A 26,329-nucleotide genomic window follows, 5' to 3' on the forward strand; every position below is an offset into this window, starting at 1 on the left:
GAAGATGTTCGTATGGATGTACGGAACAGGAACCGCGTCACGGTGAGCGGGAGGGCCGACGGTCCGGTGGTGATGCTGGCTCACGGGTTCGGGTGCGACCAGAACATGTGGCGTCTCGTGGTGCCGGCGCTGGAACGGGACTTCCGGGTAGTGCTCTTCGACCACGTGGGGGCCGGCCGGTCCGACCTGTCGGCGTGGAACGAAGAGCGGTACTCCACCCTCGACGGCTACGCCGATGACGTACTGGAGATCTGCCACGAGCTGGACGTGCGTCCCGTCTTCGTCGGGCATTCGGTGAGCGCGACGGTCGGTGTCCTGGCAGCCTCGCGGGAACCGGAGCGCTTCGCACGGCTCGTCCTGCTCACCCCGTCGCCGTGCTACATCGACGATCCCGCGACCGGCTACCGGGGCGGATTCAGCGCCGAGGACATCGACGAGCTGCTGGAGTCGCTGGAATCGAACTATCTGGGCTGGTCGGCGGCGATGGCGCCGGTCATCATGGGCAATCCGGAGCGCCCGGAACTGGGTGAGGAGCTGACCAACAGCTTCTGCCGCACGGATCCGAAGATCGCCCGCGTCTTCGCCCGCGCCACCTTCCTTTCCGACAACCGGGACGACCTCGCCAAGGTGCGCGTTCCGACGCTGATCGCCCAGTGCTCCCAGGACGCGATCGCCCCACGGGAGGTGGGGGAGTTCGTGCACGCGCAGATCCACGGGAGCGAGCTGGTCACGCTCACCGCGACCGGCCACTGCCCGCAGCTCAGCGCGCCGGAGGCGACCGCCGCGGCGATCGCCTCGTTCGCCGCCGGAGCGGGCCGGTGACGTCCGGGGACACCCCCGACCGCACAGCCGGCCCCCGGGACGGCGGCGCGACCCCCGGCGGCGGAGAAGGCACCGGCCAGTTCTCCGCGCTGCTGGAGGACAGCGCAGAGGACCTGTACGAGAACGCACCGTGCGGCTACCTCTCCACCCTGCTGGACGGGCAGATCGCCAAGATCAACCGCACCCTGTTGGACTGGCTGGGGTACCGGCGCGAGGACCTCGTGGGCCGCAAGCGGTTCGCCGACCTGCTCACCGTCGGCGGCAAGCTCTACCACGAGACCCATTTCGCGCCGCTCCTGCGACTGCAGGGAGAGGTCAGCGGTATCGCGCTGGAGATGAAGGCCACCGACGGCAGCCGGCTGCCGGTCCTGGTGACCTCCGCCCTCAAGCGGGACAGCGACGGCCGGGCCCTGCTGATCCGTACCACCGTCTTCGACGCCCGTGACCGCCGCGCTTACGAGACGGAGCTGCTCCGCGCCCGGCAGGAGGCCGACCGGGAACGCGAACGCCTCCAGCGCCTGGCCACCACACTGCAGAGGACGCTCCTGCCGCCCGCGCTGGAGAACGTCCCCGGCCTGGACGTCGCCGCGCACTACCACATCGCGTCGATCGACGAGGTGGGTGGCGACTTCTACGACCTGTTCCCCTTGACCGCCGGCACCTGGGGGCTGTTCCTGGGCGATGTGTGCGGCAAGGGTGCGGCCGCCGCGGCCGTCACCTCGCTGGCCCGGTACACCCTGCGGGCCGCCGCCGTCTACCACCCCGACCCGGCGGCCGTGCTCGGCAACCTCAACGCCGTGCTGAACCACGAGCCCCACGGTGAGGACCCCCGTTTCTGCACTGTCCTCTACGGCCTGCTCACCCCCGCCGACCGCGGCGGTTTCCACATCACGCTCGCCAGTGGGGGGCATCCGCCGGCGGTGCTGATGCGCGCCGATGGGAGCGCCGACTACGTACACACCCCCGGCGGGCAGCTGCTCGGTGTCGTGCCCGACGCCGACATCGCCACCGCCACCGTCCGCGTACGGCCCGGCGACACGCTGCTCCTCTACACCGACGGCCTCACCGAGGCCCACACCACCACGGCCGGCGGTCGCTACGGCGACGAGGCGCTCCTGGACTTCGCCCGGTCCCTCTCCCCGACCACCGCGCAGGCCGCCATCGGGGCAGTGCGGGACCTGCTCGACTCCTTCGACAAGGTGGACGACGACACCGCCCTCCTCGCCATCACCGCTCCGCGCCCCGGTCGTAAGGAGGCTCGGGGAGCCGGCTGACGAGCACGCCGGACCTCGCGCTGCCGAGCCATGAGGAGTCGGCGTTCCCCCGTGAAAGCGGCACCGTGACGCTGTGCCATACTCAGCGCGCTCACTGCCCGTCCCGAAGTCGTGGGGAACACCGTTGAAGCCCGATCTCGCCGCCCTCGGCACCGGACCCGTCGCCGCCCTCCCCACCCGGCCCGGCGCGCGGACGCAGAGCCCCTTCCCGGCGGTCGCCGGCGTCCGCGCGGGCGAGGACACATGAGCGGTATAGAACTGACGACCCCGTACCTGGACACGGACGCGGACCAGCTCTCCTTCACCCTCGGCCGGCCCCCACGCGAGGCACTCGCCGTACGCGACCTGACCGTCGACGGGCTCGACATCCAGCTCCGGCTCCTCGGCGCGTCCCATCAGGTCTTCGCGGGGCCGGTCCGGGAGACCGTGGCCTGCCTGCCCGGCGTCGCCGGGGGCCTGCCCGGGTCCGCGCTACACGAGTTCGACGAGTGGCACTACCGCTTCACCGCCCGCGTCCGGCACTTCACCGCCGCCGGGTTCAGCGAAGAGGTGCACCGGATCCGCGAGCGGTCCGACGACGCCGCCGAGTCGCTGCACGGCATCTTCCCCGGCTCCCCCGAGGCGGTCACCGCACTGACCGTCGAGCGGCTCAGCACCGGGCCGGGATGGCGCACTTGGCACACCTACCCGCAGAGCCGCCAGATCGTGGCGACGTACACCCGGCTGGAGGCCCGATGAAGACAGCCCGACTCATATCCGTGACGATACTCGCCGCGATCGCGCTCACCGCCTGTTCCAGTGAGCCGGACGACGACAACGACGTGCCGTCCACCTGGATCCGCCAGCAGTACACCAGCAACGGCGTGGGCTATGTCGACAACAGCGACACGACGTCCAAGGTCGCGAAGGAGATCGACGGCCACACCTCGGCCCGTGACCGTATCGACGACTCGGGCAAGGTCTTCCTGCGCTACCGGGACGACATCGTCTCGATCGTCCCGCACCAGAACGGCAGCAGGATCGAGATCGACGACTACCGCACCGGCTATTACCGCTGGAAGTCCAACATCCGGTCCGTGTGGCCGGACCCGGACAGCAACGAATTCCGCGGCGGCGGCCCCGGATCCGGCAAGTGACCGCCCACCGCGCCCCGTAGCGTCCCCGGTCCCGCACCCACCCGCACTCCTCGACGACGTCCCCGAAAGGCATCCCCGTGGCAGAGATCTTCGAGTCGGCAGGCGTCGCCCTGCTCTACGGTCTGGTCGGCTTCATCGTCATGGCCGTCGGCTTCATCGCCCTCGACCTGGTGACCCCCGGCAAGCTCGTCCATGTGGTGTGGACCGAGCGCAACCGCGGCGCGGCAGTCCTCCTCGCCGGCCAGACGATAGCCATCGGCCTTGTCATCGACCAATCCATCCGGGCCAGCGAGTCCGAGCAGGGCCTCGGCCTGGGGCTCGCCAGCACCCTGCTGTACGGCCTGTCCGGAGTCGTGGTGATGACGTTCATCGCTGTCGTCGTCGGTCTCCTCACGCCCGGCCGGCTGGGTCACTCCGTGCTCGACGACAACGGCGACCGCCCCCACCCCGCCGCCTGGGTCCAGGCGGCGATGTACATCGGCACGGCCTTCATGGTCGGCGCCGCGGTCTCCTGAACCGGACGATGAGCACCACCACTTCGGACGACACTGCCGCGGACGAGGCGGCACCGGACGGGGCGGGGAACACCGCCGCGTGCCCGGCCGCGGCGGACGGCCCGCCCGCCGCGGCCGACGCCGAGCCCTCCCTCGCCGCCTACTCCCGATGGTCCCGCTTCCTGCTCCTGTTCGCGGTGTTCCTCTGCGCGGCCTGCGGCCTGGTGTACGAACTGGCGCTGACGGCGCTGGGCAGCTACCTCATCGGCAACTCCGTGATGCAGACCTCCGTGGTCATCTCCGTCATGGTCTTCGCCATGGGCATCGGCTCGCTGGCCGCCAAACCGCTGCAACGGCGGGCGGTCGGCTCGTTCGCCCTGGTGGAGGGGATGCTCGCGCTCGTCGGCGGGCTCTCGGTGCTTGTCCTTTACGTGTCGTTCGCCTGGCTGCGGATCTACATGCCGTCGATGGTGGTGGTCACGTTCGCCGTCGGCCTCCTCATCGGGGCCGAGATCCCGCTGCTGATGACGCTGCTCCAGCGGATCAGGCGGCAGGAGGCGGGCAGCGCCGTCGCCGACATGTTCGCCGTCGACTACATCGGAGCGCTGGTCGGCGGGCTGTGCTTCCCGCTGCTGCTGCTTCCCGCCTTCGGGCAGCTCAAGGGCGCGCTGGTGGTCGGCGCCGTCAACGCCGTGGCCGGGGTCGTCGTCGTCCTGTGGATCTTCCGCCGGCAGACCCGCCGCGTCGTACGCGTGTCACTGCTGACCGGTATGGCGGCCGTCCTCGCCGTGCTCGGCACGGTGTACGCCCTGGCGGACGACATCGAGGTGACCGCACGTCAGCAGCTGTACCGCGACCCGATCGTGCACGCCGAGACCACGCCGTACCAGGACATAGTCGTCACCCGGTCGACCGCCTTCACCGGGGACCCCGACATGCGGCTGTTCCTCAACGGCGATCTGCAGTTCTCCTCCGTCGACGAGTACCGCTACCACGAGGCCCTCGTCCACCCGGCATTGTCGGGCAAGCGCTCCTCGGTGCTGATCCTCGGCGGCGGCGACGCACTCGCCCTGCGCGAGGTGCTGCGCTACGAGGACGTCGAGGACGTGACGCTGGTCGACCTGGATCCGGCGATGACCAGGCTCGCCCGCACCTTCGAGCCGCTGCGTGAACTGAACCGGGACGCGCTGCGCGACCGCCGGGTCACGTCCGTCAACGCCGACGCCTTCAACTGGCTGCGGGACGCCACGCGGCGGTTCGACACGGTCGTCATCGACTTCCCCGACCCCGACAGCGCGGCGCTGGCCAAGCTGTATTCGGTCGAGTTCTACCACCTGCTCAAGCAGGTCCTGAAGCCGGAGAGCCAGGTCATGGTGCAGGGCGGGTCCCCGTTCTTCGCCCCCAGGTCGTACTGGTCCATCGCCGCGACCATCGGCGAGGCCGGATACCGCACGACCGAGTACCAGGTGGATGTTCCGAGCTTCGGCAACTGGGGCTTCATCCTGGCCACCCCCGGCTCCGAGGGCTCGCCCCCGGCACTGCGCCTGGCCGAACAGGCGCCGCCGCTGCGGTTCCTGGACGACTCCGTCCTCGAGGCCGCCGCCGTCTTCCCGCTGGACCGCCGCCGCCTGGACGTCCGGGCGAGCACGCTGATGGATCCGGTGGTGCTGGAGTACACGCTCAACGAGTGGCGGAACTACTGAGCCCCACAGGAGTCCGGGGCGGGCGACAGCAGTAGGACCGCCCGTCGCCGTGCCCGGCGCACCGCAGCCTCCCTGCGGTCCAGCCGCCCTCGCCGCCCTGCGTCTGCCGTCCTGCCGTCCTCTCCTCCTGCGTCTGCCGTCCTGCCGTCCTGCCGACGCGGAACTCCGGTTCCCCCGGGGCCGGGTGCGTCGGTGCGCCGTCTCCTGCCGACCCTCCCAGGCGTCTGCCGCCGGTTCTTCCGTCGCCGAACCGGCCTTCACCTCTGCCTGATTCACGGCACTTCGCCGCATTCATGACGCTCCACGGAATCCCGCACCGGCGACATCCGGCCATGCCCTCTCGCCGATTTCGTACTGAGGGGTAGGCCCGCATCCGCTCTTGCTATACGGTCCGTCCAACAGCTTGCTAGACGCTGCGTCTAATAAGCTGCGGCGGCATCACGGCGGCGAGGACGGCCGACGGTGCCTGCCGGCCGCACCCGACTGCGAACAAGGAACATCACACCACTCGTTTCGAGGAGCCGCACCATGTCCAGCAGCACCCTCCGGCCCAAGACGCAGGAACCGTCGCATGAGCATGACGTCGCCCGGCGACTGCTCGACTCGGCCGCCGTGCTCGCGTACGACCCCGCCACAGAGGTGGACTGGGAGACGCCGCTGGACAAGGACTTCCATGGCGCCAGCCCCGAGTGGAGCACCCTCTACGGCACCGCGTACTGGAACGAACTGACGGACGCCCAGCGCAAGGAGCTGACGCGGCAGGAGGCCGCGTCCGTGGCCAGCACCGGCATCTGGTTCGAGATGATCCTTCAGCAGATGGTCCTCCGCGACATCTACGCCAAGGACCCGACCGACGCCACGTTCCAGTGGGCGCTCACCGAGATCGCCGAGGAGTGCCGGCACTCGATCATGTTCGCCCGTGGCGCGCAGAAGCTCGGGGCCCCCGCGTACCGGCCGCACCGCTTCGCGGTCGAACTGGGCCGCGTCTTCAAGACCGTCGCGTTCGGCGAGGCGGCGTACGCCGCGATCCTCGTCGCCGAGGAGGTCCTCGACGTCATGCAACGCGACTGGATGCGCGACGAGCGGGTGGTGCCGTTCGTCCGGACCATCAACAACATCCATGTCGTCGAGGAGTCCCGGCACATGAAGTTCGCCCGTGACGAGACGCGCAAGCGCCTCCGCGGGGCAGGCCGCCTGCGGCGGCAGATCAACGCCCTCATTGTCGCCATCGCGTCGTACGTCATCGTCACCAGCATGGTGAACAAGAACGTCTACGCGAACGCCGGGCTCGACAAGGAGCGCGCCGTCCGCGAGGCCGAGGCCAACGAGCACCACAAGTCCATGATGCGGTCGAGCTGTTCGGGCCTCATGGAATTCCTGGCCTCGGCCGGTCTGCTCACCGGGCCCGCCCTCTTCTTCTACAAGCGCGCCAACCTGATCTGACACCACGAGCGACCCGACCCGATGACCCGACCGAATCTGAGCCGAGCCGAGTTGACGACATGACCTACGCCATCACGCAGACCTGCTGCAGCGACGCCACGTGCGTCGCCGTGTGCCCGGTCAACTGCATCCACCCCACCCCGGAGGAACAGGCCTTCGGCAGCACGGAAATGCTGTACATCGACCCGAAATCCTGCATCGACTGCGGCGCCTGCGCGGACGCCTGCCCGGTGGACGCGGTCTTCCCCGTGGACAGCCTTTCCGGGTCGCAGCAGGAGTACGCGGCGATCAACGCGGCCTACTTCGAGGAAGAGGCGCCCGAACCGGCGGGCGACAGCCCGAATTTCCATGTCTGGGGGGAGCCGGAGTTCAAGCGCGTCCTGCCGGCCGACTTCGCGCCGATCCGGGTCGCGGTCGTCGGCACCGGCCCGGCCGGCATGTACGCGGCGCAGGACCTGCTGCTGCACACCAACGCCGAGGTGACGCTGGTCGACCGGTTGCCGGTGGCCGGCGGTCTCGTGCGCTACGGCGTGGCGCCGGACCATCCCGCGACCAAGAAGGTCGGTGAGACCTTCGGGCGGTTCCACACGCATCCGCGGGTGCGGATGCACCTGGGTATCGAGGTCGGCAAGGACGTCACGGCGGAAGAACTCGCCGCGCACCACGACGCGGCGATCTACGCCGTCGGCGCCTCGTTCGACCGCCGGCTCAGGATCCCGGACGAGGACCTGACCGGCAGCATCTCGGCGACGACGTTCGTCGCCTGGTACAACGCCCACCCCGAGGTCGCGCCGGACGCCGTGGACCTGTCGGCCGAACGCGTGGTCGTGGTCGGCAACGGCAACGTGGCCCTCGACGTCGCGCGGATCCTGGCCCGTGACCCAAAGACGCTGGCCGGCACCGATATCGCCGACCACGCGCTGGCCGCCCTGCGCGCCGGGAAAGTACGCGAAGTGGTGCTCCTCGGCCGTCGCGGCCCCTCGGACGCGGCGTACACCAGGTCGGAACTCCTCGCTCTCAAGCACCTGCCCGGTGTGGAACTGGTGGTGGACGACCACGATCCACGGATCGGCGCGAGCATCGAGAACGCCGCGGCCAAGGACAAGGCCGCCGATCTGAAGGACGTCACCCGCCGCGAGATGGACTGGTCCCTTCCGCCTGCCCCGGGGCGGCGCATCGTGTTCCGCTTCCACTCCGCACCGTCGGAGGTTCTCGGCGATGACACCGTGCGTGCCGTACGCACCACGGGGACGCCAAAGCCGCGGGACATACCCGCCGGCATGCTGCTACGGGCCGTCGGCTATCGGGGCGCGCCGATCGCCGGCCTGCCCTTCGACGAGGCCACCGGCACCGTGCCGCACGAGAACGGCCGCGTGACCGGGATGCCCGGGACGTACGTCGTGGGCTGGATCAAGCGCGGGCCGTCCGGCGGCATCGGCGCGAACCGTACGTGCGCCGCCGAGACGGTCGGCACGCTCCTCTCCGACGCCGTCGCCGGCACGCTGCCCGCGCCCCCGTCGCCGGCGAAGGCGTTCCAGCGGCTGGTGCGCAGCCGCAACCGCCAGGTCGTCGACGCGTCGGGGCTGGCGGCGATCGAACGGGCCGAGGTCGCCCGCGGCCTGCGCGAAGGAAGACCGCGGGTCAAGCTGGCCACGGTCGCGGAGCTGGTGAAGTCGGCGAAGTCCGGCCGCCGGCTGATGCCGCGCTGACAGGCGTCTCCCCGGGAGGGCTGCGCCCGGGCACGGCGAGGCCCGGGGTGCGCGAGCGCTTCCCGGGCGTGCGCCGGTCAGCCCAGGAAGCTCAGCCTGACCCGGCGGTCCGGGTTGTCCTTGTTGGTGTCGACGAGACACACGGACTGCCACGTGCCGAGTTCGAGCCGGCCGCCGACCACGGGAAGCGTCGCATGCGGCGGGACCAGGGCGGGGAGCACGTGGTCCCTGCCGTGGCCTCGGCTGCCGTGCCGGTGCTGCCAGCGGTCGTCGGCCGGGAGCAGGGTGTGCAGCGTGGTCAGCAGGTCGTCGTCGCTGCCGGCCCCCGTCTCGATGAGGGCGATACCGGCGGTGGCGTGCGGGACGAAAATGTTGAGCAGGCCGTCGGCGCCGCCCGCGTTCTCGCTGAGGAAGCGCTCGCACTCCCCCGTCAGGTCGGTGACCGCCTCGTCGGAGCCGGTGCTGATGGTCACGGTCTTGGTGGTGAAGGTTCCGGGCATGGCCCCATCTTCTCGTTCGCCGCCCGGTGTGGCCCTGCGGGAAGATCCGCGCCGCCCACCCTGTTGGTAGAAACGTGAACGACTTGGTGGCTCGTGAAGTGGACGTCGCGGTCGTCGGCGCGGGGCAGGCCGGCCTGTCCGCCGCCTATCACCTGCGGCGCGCCGGCCTGCTGCCGGACCGCGACTTCGTGGTGCTCGACCACGCCCCGCGCCCCGGTGGCGCCTGGCAGTTCCGGTGGCCCTCACTCACCTACGGCAAGGTGCACGGAATGCATTCGCTGCCGGGCATGGAGCTGACCGGCGCGGACGACGACCGGCCCTCAGCCGACGTGATCGGCGCGTACTTCACGGCCTACGAGCGGCGTTTCGGCCTGGCCGTGCACCGGCCCGTGGCGGTCGCGGCCGTCCGCGAAGGGGACGGCGGACGGCTGTCGGTGGAGACTTCGGAGGGCATCTGGTCGACGCGGGCCCTCATCAACGCGACCGGCACCTGGGACCGCCCGTTCTGGCCGCGCTATCCGGGACAGGAGAGCTTCCGCGGGCGGCAGCTGCACACAGCGGACTACCGCGGCCCCGCGGAGTTCGCGGGAAAGCGGGTGATCGTCGTCGGCGGCGGAGCGTCGGGGACGCAGCATCTGATGGAGCTGGCCGAGGCGGCGGCCGGGACGACATGGGTGACCCGGCGGCCCCCGGTGTTCCGGGACGGCCCGTTCGACGAGGGTGCCGGAAGGGCAGCGGTGGCGCTGGTCGAGGAGCGTGTACGGCGCGGCCTGCCGCCGCGGAGCGTCGTCTCCGTCACCGGTCTGCCACTGACCGACGCGATTCGGCAGGCCCGGCGGACGGGGGTGCTCGACCGGTTGCCCATGTTCCACCGGATCACACCGTCCGGGGTCGCCTGGGACGACGGCCGGAGCGTCGAAGCCGACGTGATCCTCTGGGCGACCGGCTTCCGCGCGGCGATCGACCACCTCGCGCCACTGCGCCTGCGTGAGCCGGGAGGCGGCATCCGGGTGGACGGCACCCGAGCGGTGCGCGACGCCCGCGTCCACCTCGTCGGCTACGGTCCCTCTGCCTCGACGATCGGCGCGAACCGCGCCGGGCGGGCCGCCGTACGGGAGATCATCCGGCTGCTGGAGAAGGAACCGGCACCCGTCTGACGGGCGTACGGCCCGAGGGCGGGCGTGCTCATGACCAGCGTCCCGCACGACGCGCGCCGTGACGACAACTCGACGTCTCAGCCGTCCGTGGCGCGCGCCTCTGCCCGTGCGGCGTTGAACTCCGCCACATGCCGCTGATGTTCCTCATAGCTGCTGGTGAAGCGGGTGTCGCCCGGCTTCACCGTCACGAAGTACAGCCAGTCGCCCGGCGGCGGGGCGACCGCCGCGAGCATCGCGACCTCCCCCGGGTTGCCGATGGGTGAGGGCGGCAGCCCCTGGTTCTCATAAGTGTTGTACGGGCTGCGCAGCCGGGTGTCCGCGGTCGTGGTGTCCACGGTGCTGCGGCCCAGCGCGTAGTTGATCGTCGAGTCCATCTGCAACGGCATGCCCTGGGCGAGCCGGTTGTGGATGACGCGGGCCACCTTGCCCATGTCGTCGGCGCTGTCGGCCTCGGCCTGCACGATGCTGGCGATGTTCACCGCCTGATGAAGAGTCACACCGTTGCGGCTGACACCGTCGGCGATGCGCCGGCTGCCGAAACGCTGGTCGGCGGTGTTGACCATGAAGCTGAGCAGCCCGGCCGGGGTGCTGGTGGCGTCATAGGGATAGGTGGCCGGGAAGAGGTAGCCCTCCGGATTGCCGCGGGCGTCGGGCGGAAGCCTCAGCTTCGCCGTTGCGGCCGCCTTTCCGGTGGTTCCCGGCGCGACCTTCAGGGCCTTGTCGACGGCGGCGTACACCTGGGTGGCACGCCGGCCCTCGGGGATGACGAGCTTCTGCTGCGGAGGCGGCGGCGGGCGGTGCGGCTTCTCCGGCTCCGGGGTGAGCAGCGGCACCAGGACCGCGGCCGCCGACACCGCCACGGCGCCCGCCACCACCACCAGCCGGCCGCGCCGCGTCAGACGTGGCCGGTGCCTGGGCCGTCCCCGCGATGAGGGCTCGTTCATCATATCGACACGCTAATCGGGACATGTACGCCGATCCAGGAGCCGCGCCTGCGCGCCGACACCATCGCCGCGACGAACGCTGAGCTGATCGAGACCCAGGCGCGAGCGCCGATCGTCTCCCCCTGGGGCGACGGGCTGCTCGCCTCCGTGGACGGGCTGCGGACAGATCATGCAGGCGTACCGCAAGCGCCGGAAGGACCAGCTCGGCGCGCTCGGCCTGGTCCTGAACGCCGCGGTGCGCCGGACCACCCGCTACCTGGACGTCGAGCAGTTGCGGGCTCCGCCACCGGAGGAGCGGGAGTACGACGTCCTGGACGAGGACGTCGCCCGGCTCTCCCCGCTGCGTCACGCGCACCTCAACTGCCTGGGCCGCTGCAGCTTCCGCGCCATCGTACCGGCCCGGCGGCGGCCTGCGGCCTCTGCGTGACCCAGCTGGTGCCGGTACCGATGAGGGCGAGGAGAAGTAGGAGGCCGGCGGGGGCCTTGCGGCCCCTGCCGGGCTCAGCAGGTGGCGAGGATTCCCCCGTCCACGGGGATGACGACCCCGGTGATGTAGCTGCTGGCGGGGCCGGCGAGGAACACGGCGATCCCTGCCATGTCTTCGGGACGGCCGATGCGCTTGAGGGGGATCTGCTCGGCGACGGCGTCGGTGCCGAGGCTGAGGATGCCTGCTGTCATCTTCGACTCGAACAGGCCGGGGGCTACGGCGTTGACGAGGACGTCGGGGGCGAAGGATCCCGCGAGTTGCCGGGTGAGCATGTGTACGGCGGCCTTGCTGGCGCTGTAGGAGAAGTTGTTGAAGCCGGGGGCGGGAGCGCGCAGCCCGTCGACGCTGCCGGTGTTGATCACACGGGCGGGGTCGTCGGGGGTCGACGCCGCCTTCAGGAGCGGCAGCAGGGCCTGGGTGAGGGCGAAGACGCCCTTGACGTTGACGGAGAGCACCTTGTCCCAGGCCGAGTCGGGGAACTCCTCGATGGGCGCCCCCCAGTTGGCGCCGACGTTGTTGAACAGCGCGTGCACGCGACTCTCACGTTCACAGAGGTGGCCGGCCAGGGTCTGCACACCGTGGGCGGTGCCGAGGTCGGCCGACACAGCGTGTACCTCGCCGAGGGGGCTCAGCTCCTCGACGGCCGAAGTCAGGTCGGCTTCCTTGCGGCTGGAGATGTAGACCTTGGCGCCGGCTTCGAGAAGTCCTCGGGTGATCATCTTGCCGATGCCGCGGCCGCCTCCGGTGACGACGGCAACCTTGCCTTCGAGGACAGGCGTCTGGGTGCTCATGTGATGCTCCGGTGAGGTGGTAGAGGGCTGGAGGGCTGGACGTGCGGGAGACGGTGTCTACCGGATGCGGCGGCCGGACAGGGCGCGGCCGATGGCCAGGCGCTGGATCTCACTGGTGCCTTCGTAGATGGTGAAGATCTTGGCGTCGCGCGCCCAGCGTTCGACGGGGTAGTCGCGGGTGTAGCCGTTGCCGCCGAGGATCTGCACGGCGCGTTCGGTGGTGCGGACGGCGACCTCGCTGGCCTTGAGCTTGGCCATGCTGCCCTCGGCGTGGGTGAAGGGCTCGCCGCGCGTCATCATGTGGCTGGCGCGCCAGACGAGGAGGCGGGCGGCGTCGATCTCCATGGCCATGTCGGCCAGGGTGAAGGCGATGGCCTGGTTGTCGATGATCGGCCGGCCGAACTGCTCGCGGACGCCCGCGTATTCGAGGGCGTACTCGTAGGCGGCGCGAGCCACGCCGACGGCCATCGCGCCGATGCCGGGTCGGGTCATCTCGAAGGTGGCCATGGCCGCGGGGACGCGGACGCGGGTGCCTGCGCGGGCTGCGGCCAGGCGCTGGTCGAGCGCGTCCTTGCCGCCGAGGACCAGGTCGGCGGGGATGCGTACGTCATCAAGGACGACCTCGGCAGTGTGGGAGGCGCGCAGGCCGTGCTTCACGAACTTCTGGCCCTGGCTGAGACCGCGGGTGCCGGGCGGGATGAGGAACAGGGCGTGTCCGCGGGCGCCGAGGTCGGGGTCGGTGACGGCGTTGACGACGTGGATGCCTGCGATGCCGCCGTTGGTGGCCCAGGTCTTGGTGCCGTTGATCACCCACTCCTTGGCTGCTTCGTCGTAGCGGGCGTGGGTGCGGATGGCGGCGGCGTCGCTGCCGGCGTTCGGTTCGCTGGCGCACAGGGCCGCGACGGCCAGGTCGCCGGGGGTGCCGAAGAAGGCGGGCAGCCAGGTGTCGATCTGCTCCTTGGTGGCGGCGCCGAACAGGGCCGCGGCGGGCAGGAAGGTGCCCAGCAGGGCCTGGCCCATGCCGCCGTCACCCCAGAAGACCTCCTCGGCGACCACGGGCTGCAGGAGTCCGGTGGGGTCGGCGATCATCTGCAGTGCGAACTCGGGGGTGTACAGGCCGACCTTGGCGGCTTCCTCGATGACCGCCCAGGGCATCTCCTCCCGCTCGTCGTACTCGGCGGCGACGGGGCGTACGTACTTCTCGGCGAAACCGTGGGCCCACTCACGGGCCTCGGCGATCTCGGGCGGCAGGTCGAACAGGGAAGGCGTCTTCACGGTGGTCACAAGATCTCTCCTGATGGGGTTGGGCGGGCTGGTCAGCGGCCGGTGAAGAGCAGCCGCTCGATCGCGGCGCTCTCCCCGTACTCGTGGGCCAGGTGGGCGGAGGCGAAGACGGTGCGCACACCCAGGGGCACGGACTTTTCGGCGATGCGGGTGGCGATCTCGGTGGCGAGGGCAATGGCGGCCGGCCCGTCGGCGGCGAGTTCCTGCACCAGGCCGATGCGGTGCGCTTCCGCGGCGTCGAACTCCTCGCCGGTCAGGATCCAGCGCATGGCGTTGCCCCACCCGGCCTGCCGGGGGAAGCGGAAGGTGGCGCCGCCGAAGGGGTAGATGCCGCGTCGGATCTCGTACTGGGCGAACCGTGTGTCCTCGGCGGCCACGCGGATGTCGGCGGCCAGGAGCAGCTCGATGCCGAGCGTCATCACCCAGCCCTGTGCGGCAGCGACGACTGGCTTGGACCACGGTCCGTCCAGGCGCCAGGGGTCGCGCCCTCCTTCGGGAGCGTCGAACTTCCCCGAAGCCAGCTCGGCGCCGACGTCGAGCATGTCCAGGCCGCCGGTGAAGTGGTCGCCGTGGGCGAACAGGACGCCGCACCACAGGTCGTCCTCGGACTCCAGCAGACCATAGGCGGCCGATAGCTCGCTGAGCATCTGCTTGGTGAAGGCGTTGCGCTTGGCGGGCCGGTTCAGGCCCATCAGCAGGACGTGGCCGTCCCTCTCAACGGTGACCGCCGGTGTGCTCGCAGGCGTGGAGCTCATCGCCCCTCCTCGTAAGTTGCATGATGAGACTCACGGGACGCCAGTCGGGCCGGGACACCGAGGGCAGTGAATCTCATGATGAAACTGATAAGGTCGTTGATATGAGACGGACCTCGTTCGACAACTGGCCCTGTTCGATCGCCCGCACCGTGGACATCCTGGGCGACGGCTGGACGCTGCTGGTCCTGCGCGAGGTGTTCTACGGCGAGTCGCGTTTCGACGGCTTCATCGACTCGCTCGGCATCGCGCGCAACACCCTCACCGACCGGCTCCGACTCCTGGAGAACGCGGGCTTGTTGCAGCGCCGCCCCTACCAGAGCGAGCCGGTCCGGCACGAGTACCTGCCGACGGACAAGGGCCGGGACTTCTTCGGCGTGCTCGCCGCGATCAACGCCTGGGGCGACCGGTGGCTGACCGACGATACCGGCGCCCCTGTGGTGATGCACCACACCGCCTGCGACCACGACACCCAGGCCAAGGTCGTCTGCTCCTCATGCGGTGAACCACTGCACCACCAAGAGGTCACGGTGCGCACCGGACCCGGCTACCCGGCAAGGCTCCTCGACAGTCCCGACGTGCGGGCGCGCTTCGCCATGGACGGGCACCCCGAACAAGTCGCCAGCACCTGAACCGCGCTCAGCCGAAGCAGAGGCAGTCCCGTCCCACCTGCTCTCGCGCAGCGAGATGTCCCTGGAGGCATCTTCCTGTGCGGGCAGGCCGAGGCCGGACGCGAGAGCCCCCGAGGCGATTGCGTTTCCCCAAGTCGCCGTTCACGGAAGTCCTCGAACGGGGGGTCATATCGCTTCCCGCTGCCCAGCTCGCGTCGGAAACGGCATCCTCACTGTCCGTAAGTGACCGGTCTCCGTGTCGATGAGCAACGAAGCGCTTTGCTGCGGATATTGTGCGTGCGCCGACAAGCTCGGCCTACGGATGGTTACCGAATGCTTCGAAGAGGTGGAACAAGCCGGAGGACATCCATGGGCCATCGGTCCGGTGACGAGCGTCAGTTCGCCCGTCCGATGACGGTGGACCACGAGGAACAACTTTCGTGCCCCGTGGGTGAGCAGCGCATGCCACGCCTTCTCAGGAGCACCGCGTCGTCAACCGGCGCGAGGCCGTCAGGGCCGCCCCTTCATCGCAGCCCTTCGAGAGCATGTGAGTCGGCGCGGGGAAGGAGGAACCTTTGGCCGGATCGCGGGTCGGCGACCGTGTGCGCCGCGAGTCCCCCGATGGGGTGATCTCAAACCCCGGGCAGGCGCGTCCGCGGCGGCGATCGCTCCCTTGGGGAGGTCCCCCTGGCCGAGGGCCGAACCGGGAGGCACTCGAAATGTTTCATCAAGGACCTGGATGAGGATCCTCGACGCTGCGGGAGGCGCCCGTCGAGTGCGCCTGCTGACGCCGCTGGCCCACCGCGACTTCCGGCTCCTCTGGATCGGGATGAGTGTCTCGCTGCTGGGCGACGGAGTGTTGCTCGTCACGCTCGCGTGGCAGGTCTACACACTGTCCGGCACCCCCAGCGCCATGTCCGTCGTCGGTGTGGCCCTGGCCGCCCCGCAGATTGCGCTGGTGCTGGTCGGCGGTGTCGTCAGTGACCGCTTCGACCGTCGCAAGGTGATGCTCTCCAGTGACCTGGTCCGTGGTGCCTGCCTGGCAACGCTGGCCGTCCTCGCGCTGAGCGGCACTCTGCGACTGTGGCACGTGATCTGCGCGGTCGCGGTGTACGGCGCGGCATCCGGCTTCTTCCCGCCCGCGTTCGACGCCACTGTGCCCACTCTCGTCCCCAAGTCGGAGCTGGTGGGGGCCAATGCACTTGATCAATTCGTCAGACCGGCAGCCGTGCAGATCGGTGGAACCGCCCTCGGCGGCGTGCTCGTCGCGGGAGTGGGACCCGGCTGGGCCTTCGGATTCGACGCTCTCACCTTCCTCTTCTCCGCCGGGTGCCTGGCTCGTCTTCGGCCCTTGCCGCCCGACACTTCCCAGGAGCGGGAGTCTCTGTGGAAGGACCTGCGCACAGGCCTCGGCTATGTCAGGGCCAACACCTGGCTGTGGGGCACCTTCGTGTCGGCCACCTTCGCCTACCTGCTCTTCCTCGGCCCGACCGAGGTTCTGCTGCCGTACATGGTCAAACACGTGCTGCACGGGTCGGCGACGGAGCTGGGACTGGTGCTCGCCAGCGGCGGTGTGAGTGCCATTCTTGCGGCGGTGATCGTAGGACAGGCCGGGCTGCCCCGCCGGTTCATCACCTTCATGTACTGGACCTGGACCTTCGCCACACTGGGGGTCGCCGGATACGGCCTCGCCAACAGCAGCTGGCAACTCGCCGTCACCTGCGCCGCGGTCAACGGACTGGAGACAGCCGGCATCATCGCCTGGGCCACGGCGAAGCAGCGGCTGGTACCCGCCGAGTTGCTGGGCCGGGTATCCAGCGTCGACTGGTTCGTCTCACTCGCGCTCCTGCCGCTCTCGTACGCCCTCGCGGCACCTGTCGCAGCGGCTGTAGGAGTGCGCCGGACTTTCATCGCCGCAGGCGTCATCGGCGCAGTGGTCACCCTCGCCTTCCTCTATCTGCCCGGCGTACGTGCCGTGGAGCAGGACCGCGGCGGCGGCACCGGCCGGGAAAGGGACATCTCATGAAGTCGGGAGTCGTCTCCGGTTCGGCTCGTCAGGTTTGCGGCCGCCGCTGAGCGCTCCGACGACTGCGCACGACGCTCCGTGCTGCGGCGGCAGGTGTCCGGGTGCGACCGTCCGGCGCCGATCCTAAAATTGTCACCGTGACGTCAAGAGGATACGGCGATGCCCCCTCATGGCCAGGCTGATCGAGGACTACGCCATCATCGGCGACCTGGAGACCGCGGCCCTTGTCGGCCGGGACGGGTCGGTGGACTGGTTGTGCCTGCCCCGTTTCGACTCTCCCGCCTGCTTCGCGGCGCTGCTCGGTACGCAGGACAACGGGTATTGGCGAGTCTCGCCCGCAGGTGCCGACACCTGCAGCCGCAGGGCGTACCGGGGGGAGACCCTGGTGCTGGACACCTTCTGGGAAACCGTCTCAGGCGCCGTGAAGGTCACGGACTTCATGCCTCCGCGCGCCGGTCCGCCTTGCCTGGTGCGGCGGATCGAAGGCCTCGCAGGAACGGTCGACATGCGAGGAGAGCTGAGACTGCGTTTCCACCACGGACGTGTGGTCCCGTGGATGCGCTCCACCGAGACGTACACCATCGCGGTGGCGGGCCCGGACTCCGTGTGGCTGGGCGCTGATCAGCGGGTGCGTGTCCACATGGCCGACGACCGCATGTTCTTCGACTTCCGGGTCTCGGCGGGCGAACATCTCGCCCTGATGCTCGTCTGGGCGCCCTCCCACCTGTCCTTGCCCGGCTGGGCCGACCCGCATGCCGCACTTCGCAGCACCCTCGACTTCTGGGAGGAGTGGGCGGCCAAGTGCCGCTACCGGGGGCCCTGGCGCGAGGCGGTGGTGCGCTCGCTGATCACGCTCAAAGCGCTCACCTACGCTCCCACGGGCGGCATCGTCGCGGCCGCGACCACATCGTTGCCGGAATGCATCGGAGGGGAACGCAACTGGGACTACCGGTTCTGCTGGCTCCGCGACTCCACCCTCACCCTGTCCTGTCTGCTGCGCAGCGGGTTCCGGGACGAAGCGGAGGCATGGCTGGAGTGGCTGCTGCGGGCCATCGCGGGTGATCCGGCGGATCTGCAGGCGCTCTACGGCCTGGCAGGACAGCGACGCCTCAAGGAGTCAGTGGCCCTTTGGCTGCCCGGATACCAGGGCTCACAGCCCGTCCGCTTCGGCAACGCCGCAGTGAACCAGCGCCAGTTGGACGTCTACGGCGAAGTGCTGGACACACTCTGTCTGGCGCTGCGCGCGGGCATCCCCATCCAGCACCATATGTGGAGCCTGGTGAAGTCGCTGATGAGCTACCTCGATGAGCACTGGCGTGAGCCCGACGAGGGCCTGTGGGAGGTGCGCGGGCCCAGGCGCCACTTCGTCCATTCCAAGGTGATGACCTGGGTCGCCGCCGACCGCGCCCTGCGCATGGCACACATGCTGGGAGTGAGCAGTTCGGTGGGCCGCTGGCGGGAGATGCGCCACGAGGTGCACCAAGAGGTGTGCCGGGAGGGCTGGGACGACCGGCAGAGGGCGTTCGTTCAGTCCTACGGCTCCCAGGCGCTGGACGCCTCGGTCCTGCTGATCCCGAAGCTCGGCTTTCTCCCTGCTGACGACGAGCGGGTGTTGAGCACCGTCGAGGCCATCAGGTCGCTGGACGACCACGGGTTCCTCCGCCGTTATGCGGACTTCGGGCACGGCCTGCACGGCGTGGACGGTTTGCATGGACCCGAGGGGACATTCGTCGCGTGTTCACTGTGGTTCGCCGACGCGCTCGCCGCCACAGGTCGTCCGCAAGAGGCCTGCGAGACCTTCGAAAGGGTCCTGGACATCCGCAACGATGTGGGCCTGCTGTCCGAACAGTGGGATCCGCAGCGGCGCCGGCAGCTCGGGAACACTCCTCAGGCATGCAGTCATATCGCCCTGGTCGACACAGCGTTCACTCTGAAGAAGGCGTTGGACTCTCCGACCGGCGCGTCGGTGAACGCACGGTACCGGGCCCCGCCGGAGACGCCTGCCGAGTTCTGACGCCTCTCATCAACACCATGCCGGTGTCCCCGTAGTCGGGCAGGGTGGCGTCCGCTTCGATGCGGGTGACGGTGAGTCGCTCGGTACAGGAAGCGAAAGCTCTGTGTACGGACGCCCGGTCCACCGGGCAACCCGGCCAGTGCGATGCGCTGCCGATGCGATAGCTCGGCATGTTCTCCATGAACGAGGCGACGAGGTAGCCCCCCGGGCGCACGGACGCGGCGAAGAAGTGGCAGAACTCGGTGAACTCGTCCAGGTCCTCGGTGACGCTCTCGGCCACGAAGTTCATGGAAGCGAGGCTGTAGGTGCCACGTGCGACGGATCGCGCATCGCTGTGAACGACGCGCACGCGGGACAGGGCGTCGGTAAGGGCGGGGGGCAGCGCGGGGTCCAGCCGACGGCACAGCGCGTAGAACGCCTGCCAGCTCTCGTCGGGTCCCTCTCGGAGCTGGCGGGTCAGATAGGCGACGTTGCCGGCGCCGAGCTCGACGGCTTCGATTCGGCGGCTGGCTGCGGCAGCCAACATCAGGGGGTACAGGTTGGGCCCGGCACCGAATTCGAGGGAGCGTTCGATGGACCCGGGCGCGAACTGCCGGTAAAAGCTCGAGTGGTGTCTGATCACCGCGGCGTCACAGGGATGGAGCACGCGGTAGTTCTCGGCCAGGTAGTCCTGGACCGGCCAATCGTCCCAGTCCACGTCCTGGTTGCGGATCGGTCGGCGAGGCACGGCTGGAGGGCCGCTCATACGGGCCTCACAGCTTGGGCCGGAACTCGAACCGCTCGGTCAGAGCGGTCAGCGTGTCATTGAGCCGGTCGATGTCCTCGTCGGTGTTCAGCGCCGTCACCTGGATACGGAATCCGACACGATTGCGGGGAACCAGGGGATAGGCCGCCAGCGTGACGTAGATGCCCTTGTCCCAGAGGAACCGTCCGAGCGCGTCGATCTCGGAGGCGTCGGCGAGCGGGAGCTCGATGATGGGCAGACCGTGGACGTTGGGGGTAGCGATGCCGAGCCGGCGCACATGGTCGAGGACAGTGGCCGTCTTGCGCTGGAGGTCGGCGCGAATGGCGTCCCCGCGCCGCTCGTTGACGTCGAGACCGGCCAGCACCGTGGCGAGAGAGGCGGTCGGTGAAGGCCCGGAGTAGAGGTAGGGTGCCGCGGCGACCTTGAGATGCTCCTTCAGCCAGGTGGGCAGGGCGATGAAGGCGAGGAGCGAGGAGTAGGCCTTGGAGAAGCCTCCGACGAGAACGACGCCGTCGTACGTCTCGCCGAGATGGCGCACGACGCCGTTGCCGCGGGATCCGTAGGGGGATGTCTCATCCGGACCGCGCTCACCGATGATTCCGAAGCCGTGCGCGTCATCGACGTACAGTGTGGCGCCCCAGTCCCGGCACAGCCCGGCGAGCTGGCCCAGGTCGGGCATGTTCCCGGTCATGCTGTTGACGCCGTCCAGGCACACCACCCGGGCGCCCCCGTGCGGAACGGCCCGCAGCAGATCGACGAGTTGGTCGGGCCGGTCGGCATGGAACCGCCGCACGGTCGCGCCCTGTCCACGGGCGACCAGGCAGCCGTCGTACACCGTCCGGTGTGCCTCCGCCTCGACGAAGACATGTCCGCCCTCCCCGGCCAGGGCCGGGATCACCGAAGCGTGGATCAGGGTGATCGTGGGGAGGACCAAGGTGTCCGGTGCGCCGAGGAGCTCGGTGAGCCTCTCCTCGATCTGCGGGTAGAGCTGGGGGTTGCCGATCATCCGTGACCAACTGGGATGAGTGCCCCACTTCCGCACCATCGGCTCGATCGATGCCATGATCTCCGGGTCGAAATCGAAGCCGAGATAATTGCATGACGCGAAATCGGTCAGCCAGTGGTCGCCGCAGCGGATACGACGTCCGTCGACCTCGTCAAAAACCGCGTCGCTCATGGGACTGGTCTGGCGGAGGCGCTCGAGATCTCCCCATCTCGGGTCGTGCCGGACGCCTTGTGCTTCCGGGGGCGCTTTGCGCATTGCTTCCTCGTTTCCCGTAGGGGTGGGGACGTTCTGCGGAGGCATCCGGCCGACGGCTGGAGATTCACGCAGAGGGCTGCTCGGCAGCTGGAGCGCCGTTCGACCCGTCTTGTTGTCGACCAGACTGGCGGTCCGGTTCTGCCGCTCGCCGCGCAGCAGCGTCTCCGCCTGATCCGCCGTCATCGGACGGGCGAACAGGTAGCCCTGCCCGAAGCGGCAGCCCAGAGCAGCCAGCAACTCACGCTGCTCCAGGTCCTCGATGCCTTCGGCGATGACCTGGAGACCAAGAGTGTCGGCGATGCGGACGATTCCCTCGACGAGTGCAACCTGCTGGGAGTCCACGCATATGTCGTCGATGAAGGACTTGTCGACCTTGAGGACATCGATCGGAAATTCCCTGAGATAGCTCAATGACGAGAATCCCGTACCGAAGTCGTCGATCGCAATACTCACGCCGAGATCCTTCAATATCCTCATCACGCCTTGGACCTGTTCGTCGCGGCGCATCAGTACGCTTTCCGTCAGCTCCAGCACCAGCGATCCCGGCGCCAGCCCGGTCGACTCCAGTGTGCGACGCACCTGGTCCAGGAACCCCGGGTCCCGGAACTGGCGTGCGGACACATTGACGCTGGCGCAGAGCGGGACCGGACGTGGGACCGTCTGCTGCCAGCGCGTGATGTCGGCCGTGGCTCGGCCCAGTACCCATGCGCCGAGCGGCATGATGTGCCCGGTTTCCTCCGCGAGCGTGATGAACTCGTCCGGTGGTACCAGGCCCCTCCGCGGATGCGGCCAACGGACCAGCGCCTCGAAGCCGATGATTTCGCCGTTGCCGAGCGCGACGATGGGCTGGTAGCGCAGGGCGAAACCCTCCTGCGAGACCGCGGCGTCCAGGCCGGCCTGGAGTTCGTGGCGTTCCAGCATGTCGGCGTGGAGGGCGGGCTGGTATCTGCGCCACTGCCGCTTCCCCGCAGCCTTGGCCGCGTAGAGGGCGAGGTCGGCGTGACCGAGCAGTTCCTCCGCGTCCGCACTGTCGAGTGCAGTGGCTATGCCCACGCTGGCCGATACGCTGACGATGCCGTCGGACAGCCGGAACGACTGGTTGAGACTCTGTATGACCTGGCTGGCCAGCACCTCCGCATCGAGAGGTACCTTCGCCCCCTCCATCAGCACCGCGAACTCGTCGCCGCCCAGTCGGGCCGCCGTGTCGCTGCGCCGCAGTGTCGCGGAAAGCCGCGCTCCCACCGTGGCCAGGAGCTCGTCCCCCACCGTGTGGCCCATCGTGTCATTGACGACCTTGAAGTCGTCCAGGTCGATGAAGAGCACGCAGGCGATGGTCGACTCCCGGCGATCACGCGCCAGGGCCCGCTCGATGCGCTCCAGGAGAAGCATGCGATTGGGCAGGCCGGTCAGCGAGTCGTGGAAGGCATGGCGTGTGAGTTCCCGCTCCAACTGACGCTGTTCTGTCACGTCCCGCAGGGTGAGGACGAGCCCGTGGACCGTCTGGTCGTCGCGCAGATTGCTGCAGCGGGCCTCGACGTCGGTGCGCCGACCGTCGGGACTCAGCATCCGCCAGTCCTCATGCATGTCCTGGTCACCCGTGACCCGCATCCCCGCCAGCGCCCGGCACGCCCGCTCCCGGTCCTGCGGATCGACCAGCGCGGTGAACCTCATGCCGATGAGGCTGTCGTTGCCGAACATGCCGTCGGCCGACGGGCTCGCATACCGGACGGTGTCGTCGTCGTCCAGGATGAGGATGACGTCCGAGGCGTTGTGCACCAGCGTGCGGAAGTACGCCTCGCTGTTGCGCCGGTTGACCTCCTGACTGAGTCCGACCCGCTCCACCGCCAGCGCTGCCTGGGAGGCCAGGATCTCGAGCGAACTCCACAGCTCCATCAGTTTGTGCTCGGGGCCTGCCACGAACAGGGCCCCGACGAGAGGTTCCCCGGTCGGCCGGTCCTGCAGTACCAGGGGGCACAGCAGCGCGGTGTGCACGTCGTCCAGACCGTCGACCACGTGTCGGTCGAGTTCCGCGAGCGGGACCAGTCGGGCCCCGTGGTTGCTGAGCGCGGAGACCAGATTCGGCCCGGTGTCGTCGTCCCTGCTGATCCTCCAACTCCACGCGTGAGAGTCGGTGCTCACGGCGTACAGGCCCGTTTCTCCCTCCACGGCCAGCAGGACGGTCACGTGGGGCACGCCGGGCCCGAACAGCGCACTCACTGCCCTCTCCACGGAGTTGGCTACCTCACGCGGTCTGACCGCTGTCAGGAGCGAGGCAGCGGCCATGCGCAGACTGCGTTCCCTGGCCACGGCCTGCCGGTGGACTCCCACCGCGCCCGCCAGCCGCAGTATGACGAGGAGGAACAGCGCCGTGGAGAATACGGCGATGACGCCCGCGTCACTGACTTTGCCGCGCTGGGCCTGGTAGAGCAGAATGCCGGGCGCGATGAGCGAGGCGGCCGCGAGAAGGGCAAGCCTGTATCTGGGGGGAAAGGCGGGGGAACTGCGCTGGGGCACCTGCTCCGTCAGGTCCCGCATGGTCGGATGGAGCGCGGCGAGACCCCATGCGGTGAAGAAGACCACCCAGCCCAGGTCCATGGGGGTGCCGACCTGCCAGGTGCCGTTCAACTGCAGCAGCCCGTACAGCAGGTCCGAAGCGAGGATGCCCACGGTACCGAGGGTGAGTAGCTGCATACTGCGCGTGATGACCACGTTGGAGGCGAGCAGACGGGTGAGCATCGTCAGCATCAGTACGTCACCCAGCGGATAGGCGATCGAGATCGCCCGCTGTATCCAGGTCATTCCCTCCACGTGGCTCAGTGGACCGATCAGGTAGACCCAGAGGAGAACCGCCAGACCGGCAGTGATGATCAGCGCGTCGAGCAGGCTCGGCAGGTCCCTTCCCGGCCATCGGTAGTGGATGAAACCGATGAGCCCCGCGGCGAAGAGAGGGTAGGTGGACAGATAGAAACCGTCCGCGACCGAGGGGAACGGATTACTTTGATCGAAGACGCTGTTGAGAATGTTGTACGCGGTGTCGCCCGCGGTGAAGGCGAGGTTCGCGGCGGCGAGTGTCAACCAGGGCCAGCGATGGGACGGGCGGTTGACGCGGATTCCCACCAGGATGGCGGCGACGCCGGCGAGCCCGATGACGGCCCACATGGTGGTACGCCGGTCCGGATAGGTCAGATAGAGAACCGTGAACGGGACCACGAAGGCGAGGTAACAAGCCATCAACCGGTGGATCCGCGTCAAGGAAACCGCCTCCTCACGCGGGAGGGAATCCGCAGGTGGGCATCGCCCGCCACGAGCCAGTGGAACCGCCAACGGCAGACGCGACGCTCGACGAGAACTTCCCATGCCGCCCTCGGAGTTACAGGGCGGTCTCCGTTTCGAGAGTAGGCGCGGAAGGTCCACGGTGCATCTCGGCAGCGGCACCTGCCCGGGAGTCGTCCGTGCCGGTCACCGCACCCCCGGCAGCGCGGTCATGGGGCCCGCCCGTCGGCGCGGCCCGGTCCGTCGCTCTCCGTCAGGGCGGCTCCGACCGGCGATGTCCGCCCAAGCGACTCGCCGAAGTAGTCCTGCCTGCCCACATCGGTCCCGAACAGAGCGCGCAGGTCGAGGCCCTTGTCCGCCAACGTGTTGCACACGGGCGCCAGGAGTGGGGCGTCGCTCGCCTTCTTGACGACGGGCGCCTCCCCTCCTCTGAAGCAGGGGTCGGCCTCGAAGCCTGTTCCGCGCCCGTCTGTCGTCTCCTGACCGGTGGCGGACCGCCATTCCGCGAGACCGGAGTAGGTCTTGCCACCCCACTGCAAGGTCCCGCGGCCGGCGGTGCTGTAGTAGTCGTTCCCCTGCCACAGGGCCTGTCCGCTCGGGAACGCCTTGTCCGCCACAACGAGCGGTGGACCGTCCGTGACCAGAATGTTGTTACGGAAAGTCATGTTCCGTCCCTCGACGGTCAGTCGTACCGCGGGTCCGGGCCGCACCGTATCCGTCATCACCACGGTGTTGTTGTACACCTGGAGGCTGTGCATCACGGTGCCGTGCACATGCATTCCGCCTTTCTCCGGCCATTTGCGTCCGTCATTGCTGCTGATATTGAAACGGAACACGTTGCCGTTGTGGGCGTCGTTCTTCTTGCTGGTGTACGCATGGAATCCCGGACCGTCGTTACCGAATGCCAGATTGTATTGAACGGTCGAACGTGAAACGTTCGAGTCGAGCCCGAAGCCCGCTCCGTCGACCCGCGACCCCGTGTGATTGCGGTAACTGCGGTTGTGTTCCACGAGAAGGCCGGTGGAGTCGTAGCTCCAGATACCGATCGGCCCCTCGCCGGCTGCGGCCGAGGCGCGGGTCCCGTTGTCGTGAGCACTAGAGCCCTGTATCCGACCGCCCCGGACACTGCCGAGGATGATGCCGTTCCCGGTGTGTCGATCGTCGGCATGGGGGTCACCCGCGTTGTGGTGCGCCTCGACTCCCGAAACCACCACATCCTCGTGGGCATATCCGAGAGGGGCCTCTTCACGGGTCGCCGGGCCGTATGTCAGGAGCCCGATATCCTTGTTGTCCCGCATGACGGAGTCCTTGATCCGCACCTCACGGAAACCGCTCGACAAACTGGCACTGCCGATCTGAATGCCGATGCGGAAACCGGAAATCTCCACGCCGGCAACCGATACGTGCCGCAGCTCCTTGCCGTCGGGCCTGTCGCTGTAGACATGAATGCCGCCCTGACCGGCATAGGCGCCGTTCCCTCCGACGATGGCCAACTTGCGGACTTCGACACCGGCGGTGTTGTGGATGCTGATGCCCGGGGCGTTGTCCGCAACGATCGTGGCCCTGCCGCCGCCGTAGCTCCCCACGACCACGGGCTCGTCCGCCCGGCCCGCCTCGCCCTCGCCCAGCTTGAGCGAGCCCTGGAAACGGCCGTCTCCCCGAAGCAGCAGCCGGTCGCCGGGCTCGAAGGCCCTTGCGTCCGCTCGCTCGAGCGAACGCCACGCCTGGCCCGGGGACCGGCCGTCATTGTCGTCGTCGCCTTCCGGACTCACGTAATAGGTGCGGGAGGGTGTGTAATGCGGAGTCGCGGCGCAACCTGCGACGAGAACAGCCGTCACCGCCGCCGACACGGCGGCGAGGCCGCACGCACGGTTGTGCCCCAGGAGGCGTGCGGAGTGGCCTG

Annotated in this window: 21 protein-coding genes and 2 pseudogenes; 15 read left to right on the forward strand and 8 right to left on the reverse strand. The window is 69.0% G+C overall.

The window, feature by feature from the left end; all coding sequences use genetic code 11:
* Window positions 1-12: 12 nt before the first annotated feature.
* The 9 genes from MDN94_RS27200 to MDN94_RS27240 all read left to right on the forward strand — a co-directional run bounded on the left by MDN94_RS27200 (window position 13) and on the right by MDN94_RS27240 (window position 8,581).
* Window positions 13-822, forward strand: a complete 810-nt coding sequence (locus MDN94_RS27200) for an alpha/beta fold hydrolase (RefSeq protein WP_482728540.1) — start codon at window positions 13-15, stop codon at window positions 820-822.
* Window positions 819-2,096: a PP2C family protein-serine/threonine phosphatase gene (locus MDN94_RS27205; RefSeq protein WP_482728541.1), complete on the forward strand. Its 1,278-nt coding sequence runs from the start codon at window positions 819-821 to the stop codon at window positions 2,094-2,096. The genes MDN94_RS27200 and MDN94_RS27205 overlap by 4 nt, the downstream gene beginning before the upstream one ends.
* A 73-nt stretch (window positions 2,097-2,169) precedes the next feature.
* Window positions 2,170-2,343, forward strand: a complete 174-nt coding sequence (locus MDN94_RS27210) for a hypothetical protein (protein ID WP_482728542.1) — start codon at window positions 2,170-2,172, stop codon at window positions 2,341-2,343.
* Window positions 2,340-2,834, forward strand: coding sequence for a DUF2617 family protein (locus MDN94_RS27215; protein WP_482728543.1), 495 nt, complete (start codon window positions 2,340-2,342; stop codon window positions 2,832-2,834). Before MDN94_RS27210 ends, MDN94_RS27215 begins: the two co-directional genes overlap by 4 nt.
* The gene (locus MDN94_RS27220; protein WP_482728544.1) at window positions 2,831-3,232 is read left to right on the forward strand and encodes a DUF4247 domain-containing protein; all 402 of its coding nucleotides are present in this window, start codon (window positions 2,831-2,833) and stop codon (window positions 3,230-3,232) included. The genes MDN94_RS27215 and MDN94_RS27220 overlap by 4 nt, the downstream gene beginning before the upstream one ends.
* A gap of 77 nt (window positions 3,233-3,309) precedes the next feature.
* On the forward strand, window positions 3,310-3,747 hold the full coding sequence (locus tag MDN94_RS27225; RefSeq protein WP_482728545.1) for a DUF350 domain-containing protein: 438 nt from the start codon (window positions 3,310-3,312) through the stop codon (window positions 3,745-3,747).
* 8 nt (window positions 3,748-3,755) lie between these two features.
* Complete coding sequence (locus MDN94_RS27230) at window positions 3,756-5,429, forward strand: polyamine aminopropyltransferase (RefSeq protein WP_482728546.1); 1,674 nt, start codon at window positions 3,756-3,758, stop codon at window positions 5,427-5,429.
* Window positions 5,430-5,957: 528 nt separating this feature from the next.
* Window positions 5,958-6,872: an AurF N-oxygenase family protein gene (locus tag MDN94_RS27235; RefSeq protein WP_482728547.1), complete on the forward strand. Its 915-nt coding sequence runs from the start codon at window positions 5,958-5,960 to the stop codon at window positions 6,870-6,872.
* A gap of 59 nt (window positions 6,873-6,931) precedes the next feature.
* On the forward strand, window positions 6,932-8,581 hold the full coding sequence (locus MDN94_RS27240) for an FAD-dependent oxidoreductase (RefSeq protein WP_482728548.1): 1,650 nt from the start codon (window positions 6,932-6,934) through the stop codon (window positions 8,579-8,581).
* A gap of 77 nt (window positions 8,582-8,658) precedes the next feature.
* On the opposite strand, the gene MDN94_RS27245 is transcribed toward MDN94_RS27240, so the two are convergent.
* Window positions 8,659-9,081 (reverse strand): secondary thiamine-phosphate synthase enzyme YjbQ, encoded by a 423-nt coding sequence (locus tag MDN94_RS27245; RefSeq protein WP_441265882.1) that lies wholly within the window; start codon window positions 9,079-9,081, stop codon window positions 8,659-8,661.
* Window positions 9,082-9,155: 74 nt separating this feature from the next.
* Here MDN94_RS27245 and MDN94_RS27250 point away from each other — a divergent pair, with 74 nt between their 5' ends.
* Complete coding sequence (locus MDN94_RS27250) at window positions 9,156-10,238, forward strand: NAD(P)-binding domain-containing protein (RefSeq protein ID WP_482728549.1); 1,083 nt, start codon at window positions 9,156-9,158, stop codon at window positions 10,236-10,238.
* Between the two features lie 77 nt (window positions 10,239-10,315).
* Here MDN94_RS27250 and mltG read toward each other — a convergent pair whose 3' ends face one another.
* Entirely contained in the window at window positions 10,316-11,185 is an 870-nt protein-coding gene (mltG, locus tag MDN94_RS27255; RefSeq protein WP_482728550.1) for an endolytic transglycosylase MltG, read from the reverse strand.
* 45 nt (window positions 11,186-11,230) lie between these two features.
* On the opposite strand from mltG, the pseudogene MDN94_RS27260 reads away from it, so the two are divergent.
* Together MDN94_RS27260 and MDN94_RS27265 are read left to right on the forward strand one after the other, a co-directional pair.
* Window positions 11,231-11,344: pseudogene (locus MDN94_RS27260) on the forward strand (Tn3 family transposase); the annotation flags it as partial.
* Window positions 11,343-11,649: pseudogene (locus MDN94_RS27265) on the forward strand (Tn3 family transposase); the annotation flags it as partial. The pseudogenes MDN94_RS27260 and MDN94_RS27265, both read left to right, overlap by 2 nt.
* A gap of 34 nt (window positions 11,650-11,683) precedes the next feature.
* Here MDN94_RS27265 and MDN94_RS27270 read toward each other — a convergent pair.
* The 3 genes from MDN94_RS27270 to MDN94_RS27280 are packed head-to-tail and all read right to left on the reverse strand — an operon-like array spanning window position 11,684 to window position 14,499.
* The gene (locus tag MDN94_RS27270; RefSeq protein ID WP_482728551.1) at window positions 11,684-12,460 is read right to left on the reverse strand and encodes an SDR family oxidoreductase; all 777 of its coding nucleotides are present in this window, start codon (window positions 12,458-12,460) and stop codon (window positions 11,684-11,686) included.
* Between the two features lie 57 nt (window positions 12,461-12,517).
* Window positions 12,518-13,744: an acyl-CoA dehydrogenase family protein gene (locus tag MDN94_RS27275; protein ID WP_482728552.1), complete on the reverse strand. Its 1,227-nt coding sequence runs from the start codon at window positions 13,742-13,744 to the stop codon at window positions 12,518-12,520.
* Window positions 13,745-13,776: 32 nt separating this feature from the next.
* Window positions 13,777-14,499 (reverse strand): crotonase/enoyl-CoA hydratase family protein, encoded by a 723-nt coding sequence (locus tag MDN94_RS27280; RefSeq protein WP_482728553.1) that lies wholly within the window; start codon window positions 14,497-14,499, stop codon window positions 13,777-13,779.
* 101 nt (window positions 14,500-14,600) lie between these two features.
* Here MDN94_RS27280 and MDN94_RS27285 point away from each other — a divergent pair, with 101 nt between their 5' ends.
* The 3 genes from MDN94_RS27285 (at window position 14,601) to MDN94_RS27295 (ending at window position 19,147) form a co-directional block, all read left to right on the forward strand.
* Window positions 14,601-15,128, forward strand: a complete 528-nt coding sequence (locus MDN94_RS27285; RefSeq protein ID WP_482728554.1) for a winged helix-turn-helix transcriptional regulator — start codon at window positions 14,601-14,603, stop codon at window positions 15,126-15,128.
* Between the two features lie 718 nt (window positions 15,129-15,846).
* Entirely contained in the window at window positions 15,847-17,133 is a 1,287-nt protein-coding gene (locus MDN94_RS27290) for an MFS transporter (protein WP_482728555.1), read from the forward strand.
* Window positions 17,134-17,302: 169 nt separating this feature from the next.
* The gene (locus MDN94_RS27295) at window positions 17,303-19,147 is read left to right on the forward strand and encodes a glycoside hydrolase family 15 protein (RefSeq protein ID WP_482728556.1); all 1,845 of its coding nucleotides are present in this window, start codon (window positions 17,303-17,305) and stop codon (window positions 19,145-19,147) included.
* Here MDN94_RS27295 and MDN94_RS27300 read toward each other — a convergent pair.
* From MDN94_RS27300 to MDN94_RS27310, 3 genes are all read right to left on the reverse strand, one after another.
* A complete protein-coding gene (locus tag MDN94_RS27300; protein WP_482728557.1) occupies window positions 19,059-19,892 on the reverse strand; it encodes a class I SAM-dependent methyltransferase in 834 nt (277 codons plus the stop codon). The two genes, MDN94_RS27295 and MDN94_RS27300, sit on opposite strands and share 89 nt — an antisense overlap.
* A 7-nt stretch (window positions 19,893-19,899) precedes the next feature.
* Window positions 19,900-24,384 carry an aminotransferase class I/II-fold pyridoxal phosphate-dependent enzyme gene (locus MDN94_RS27305; RefSeq protein ID WP_482729095.1) on the reverse strand — a complete coding sequence of 1,495 codons (4,485 nt, stop codon included), beginning with the start codon at window positions 24,382-24,384 and terminating at the stop codon, window positions 19,900-19,902.
* 251 nt (window positions 24,385-24,635) lie between these two features.
* The gene (locus MDN94_RS27310; RefSeq protein WP_482728558.1) at window positions 24,636-26,276 is read right to left on the reverse strand and encodes a right-handed parallel beta-helix repeat-containing protein; all 1,641 of its coding nucleotides are present in this window, start codon (window positions 26,274-26,276) and stop codon (window positions 24,636-24,638) included.
* Between the last annotated feature and the right edge of the window lie 53 nt (window positions 26,277-26,329).

The sequence above is a fragment of the Streptomyces sp. WAC00040 genome, from assembly GCF_056835925.1.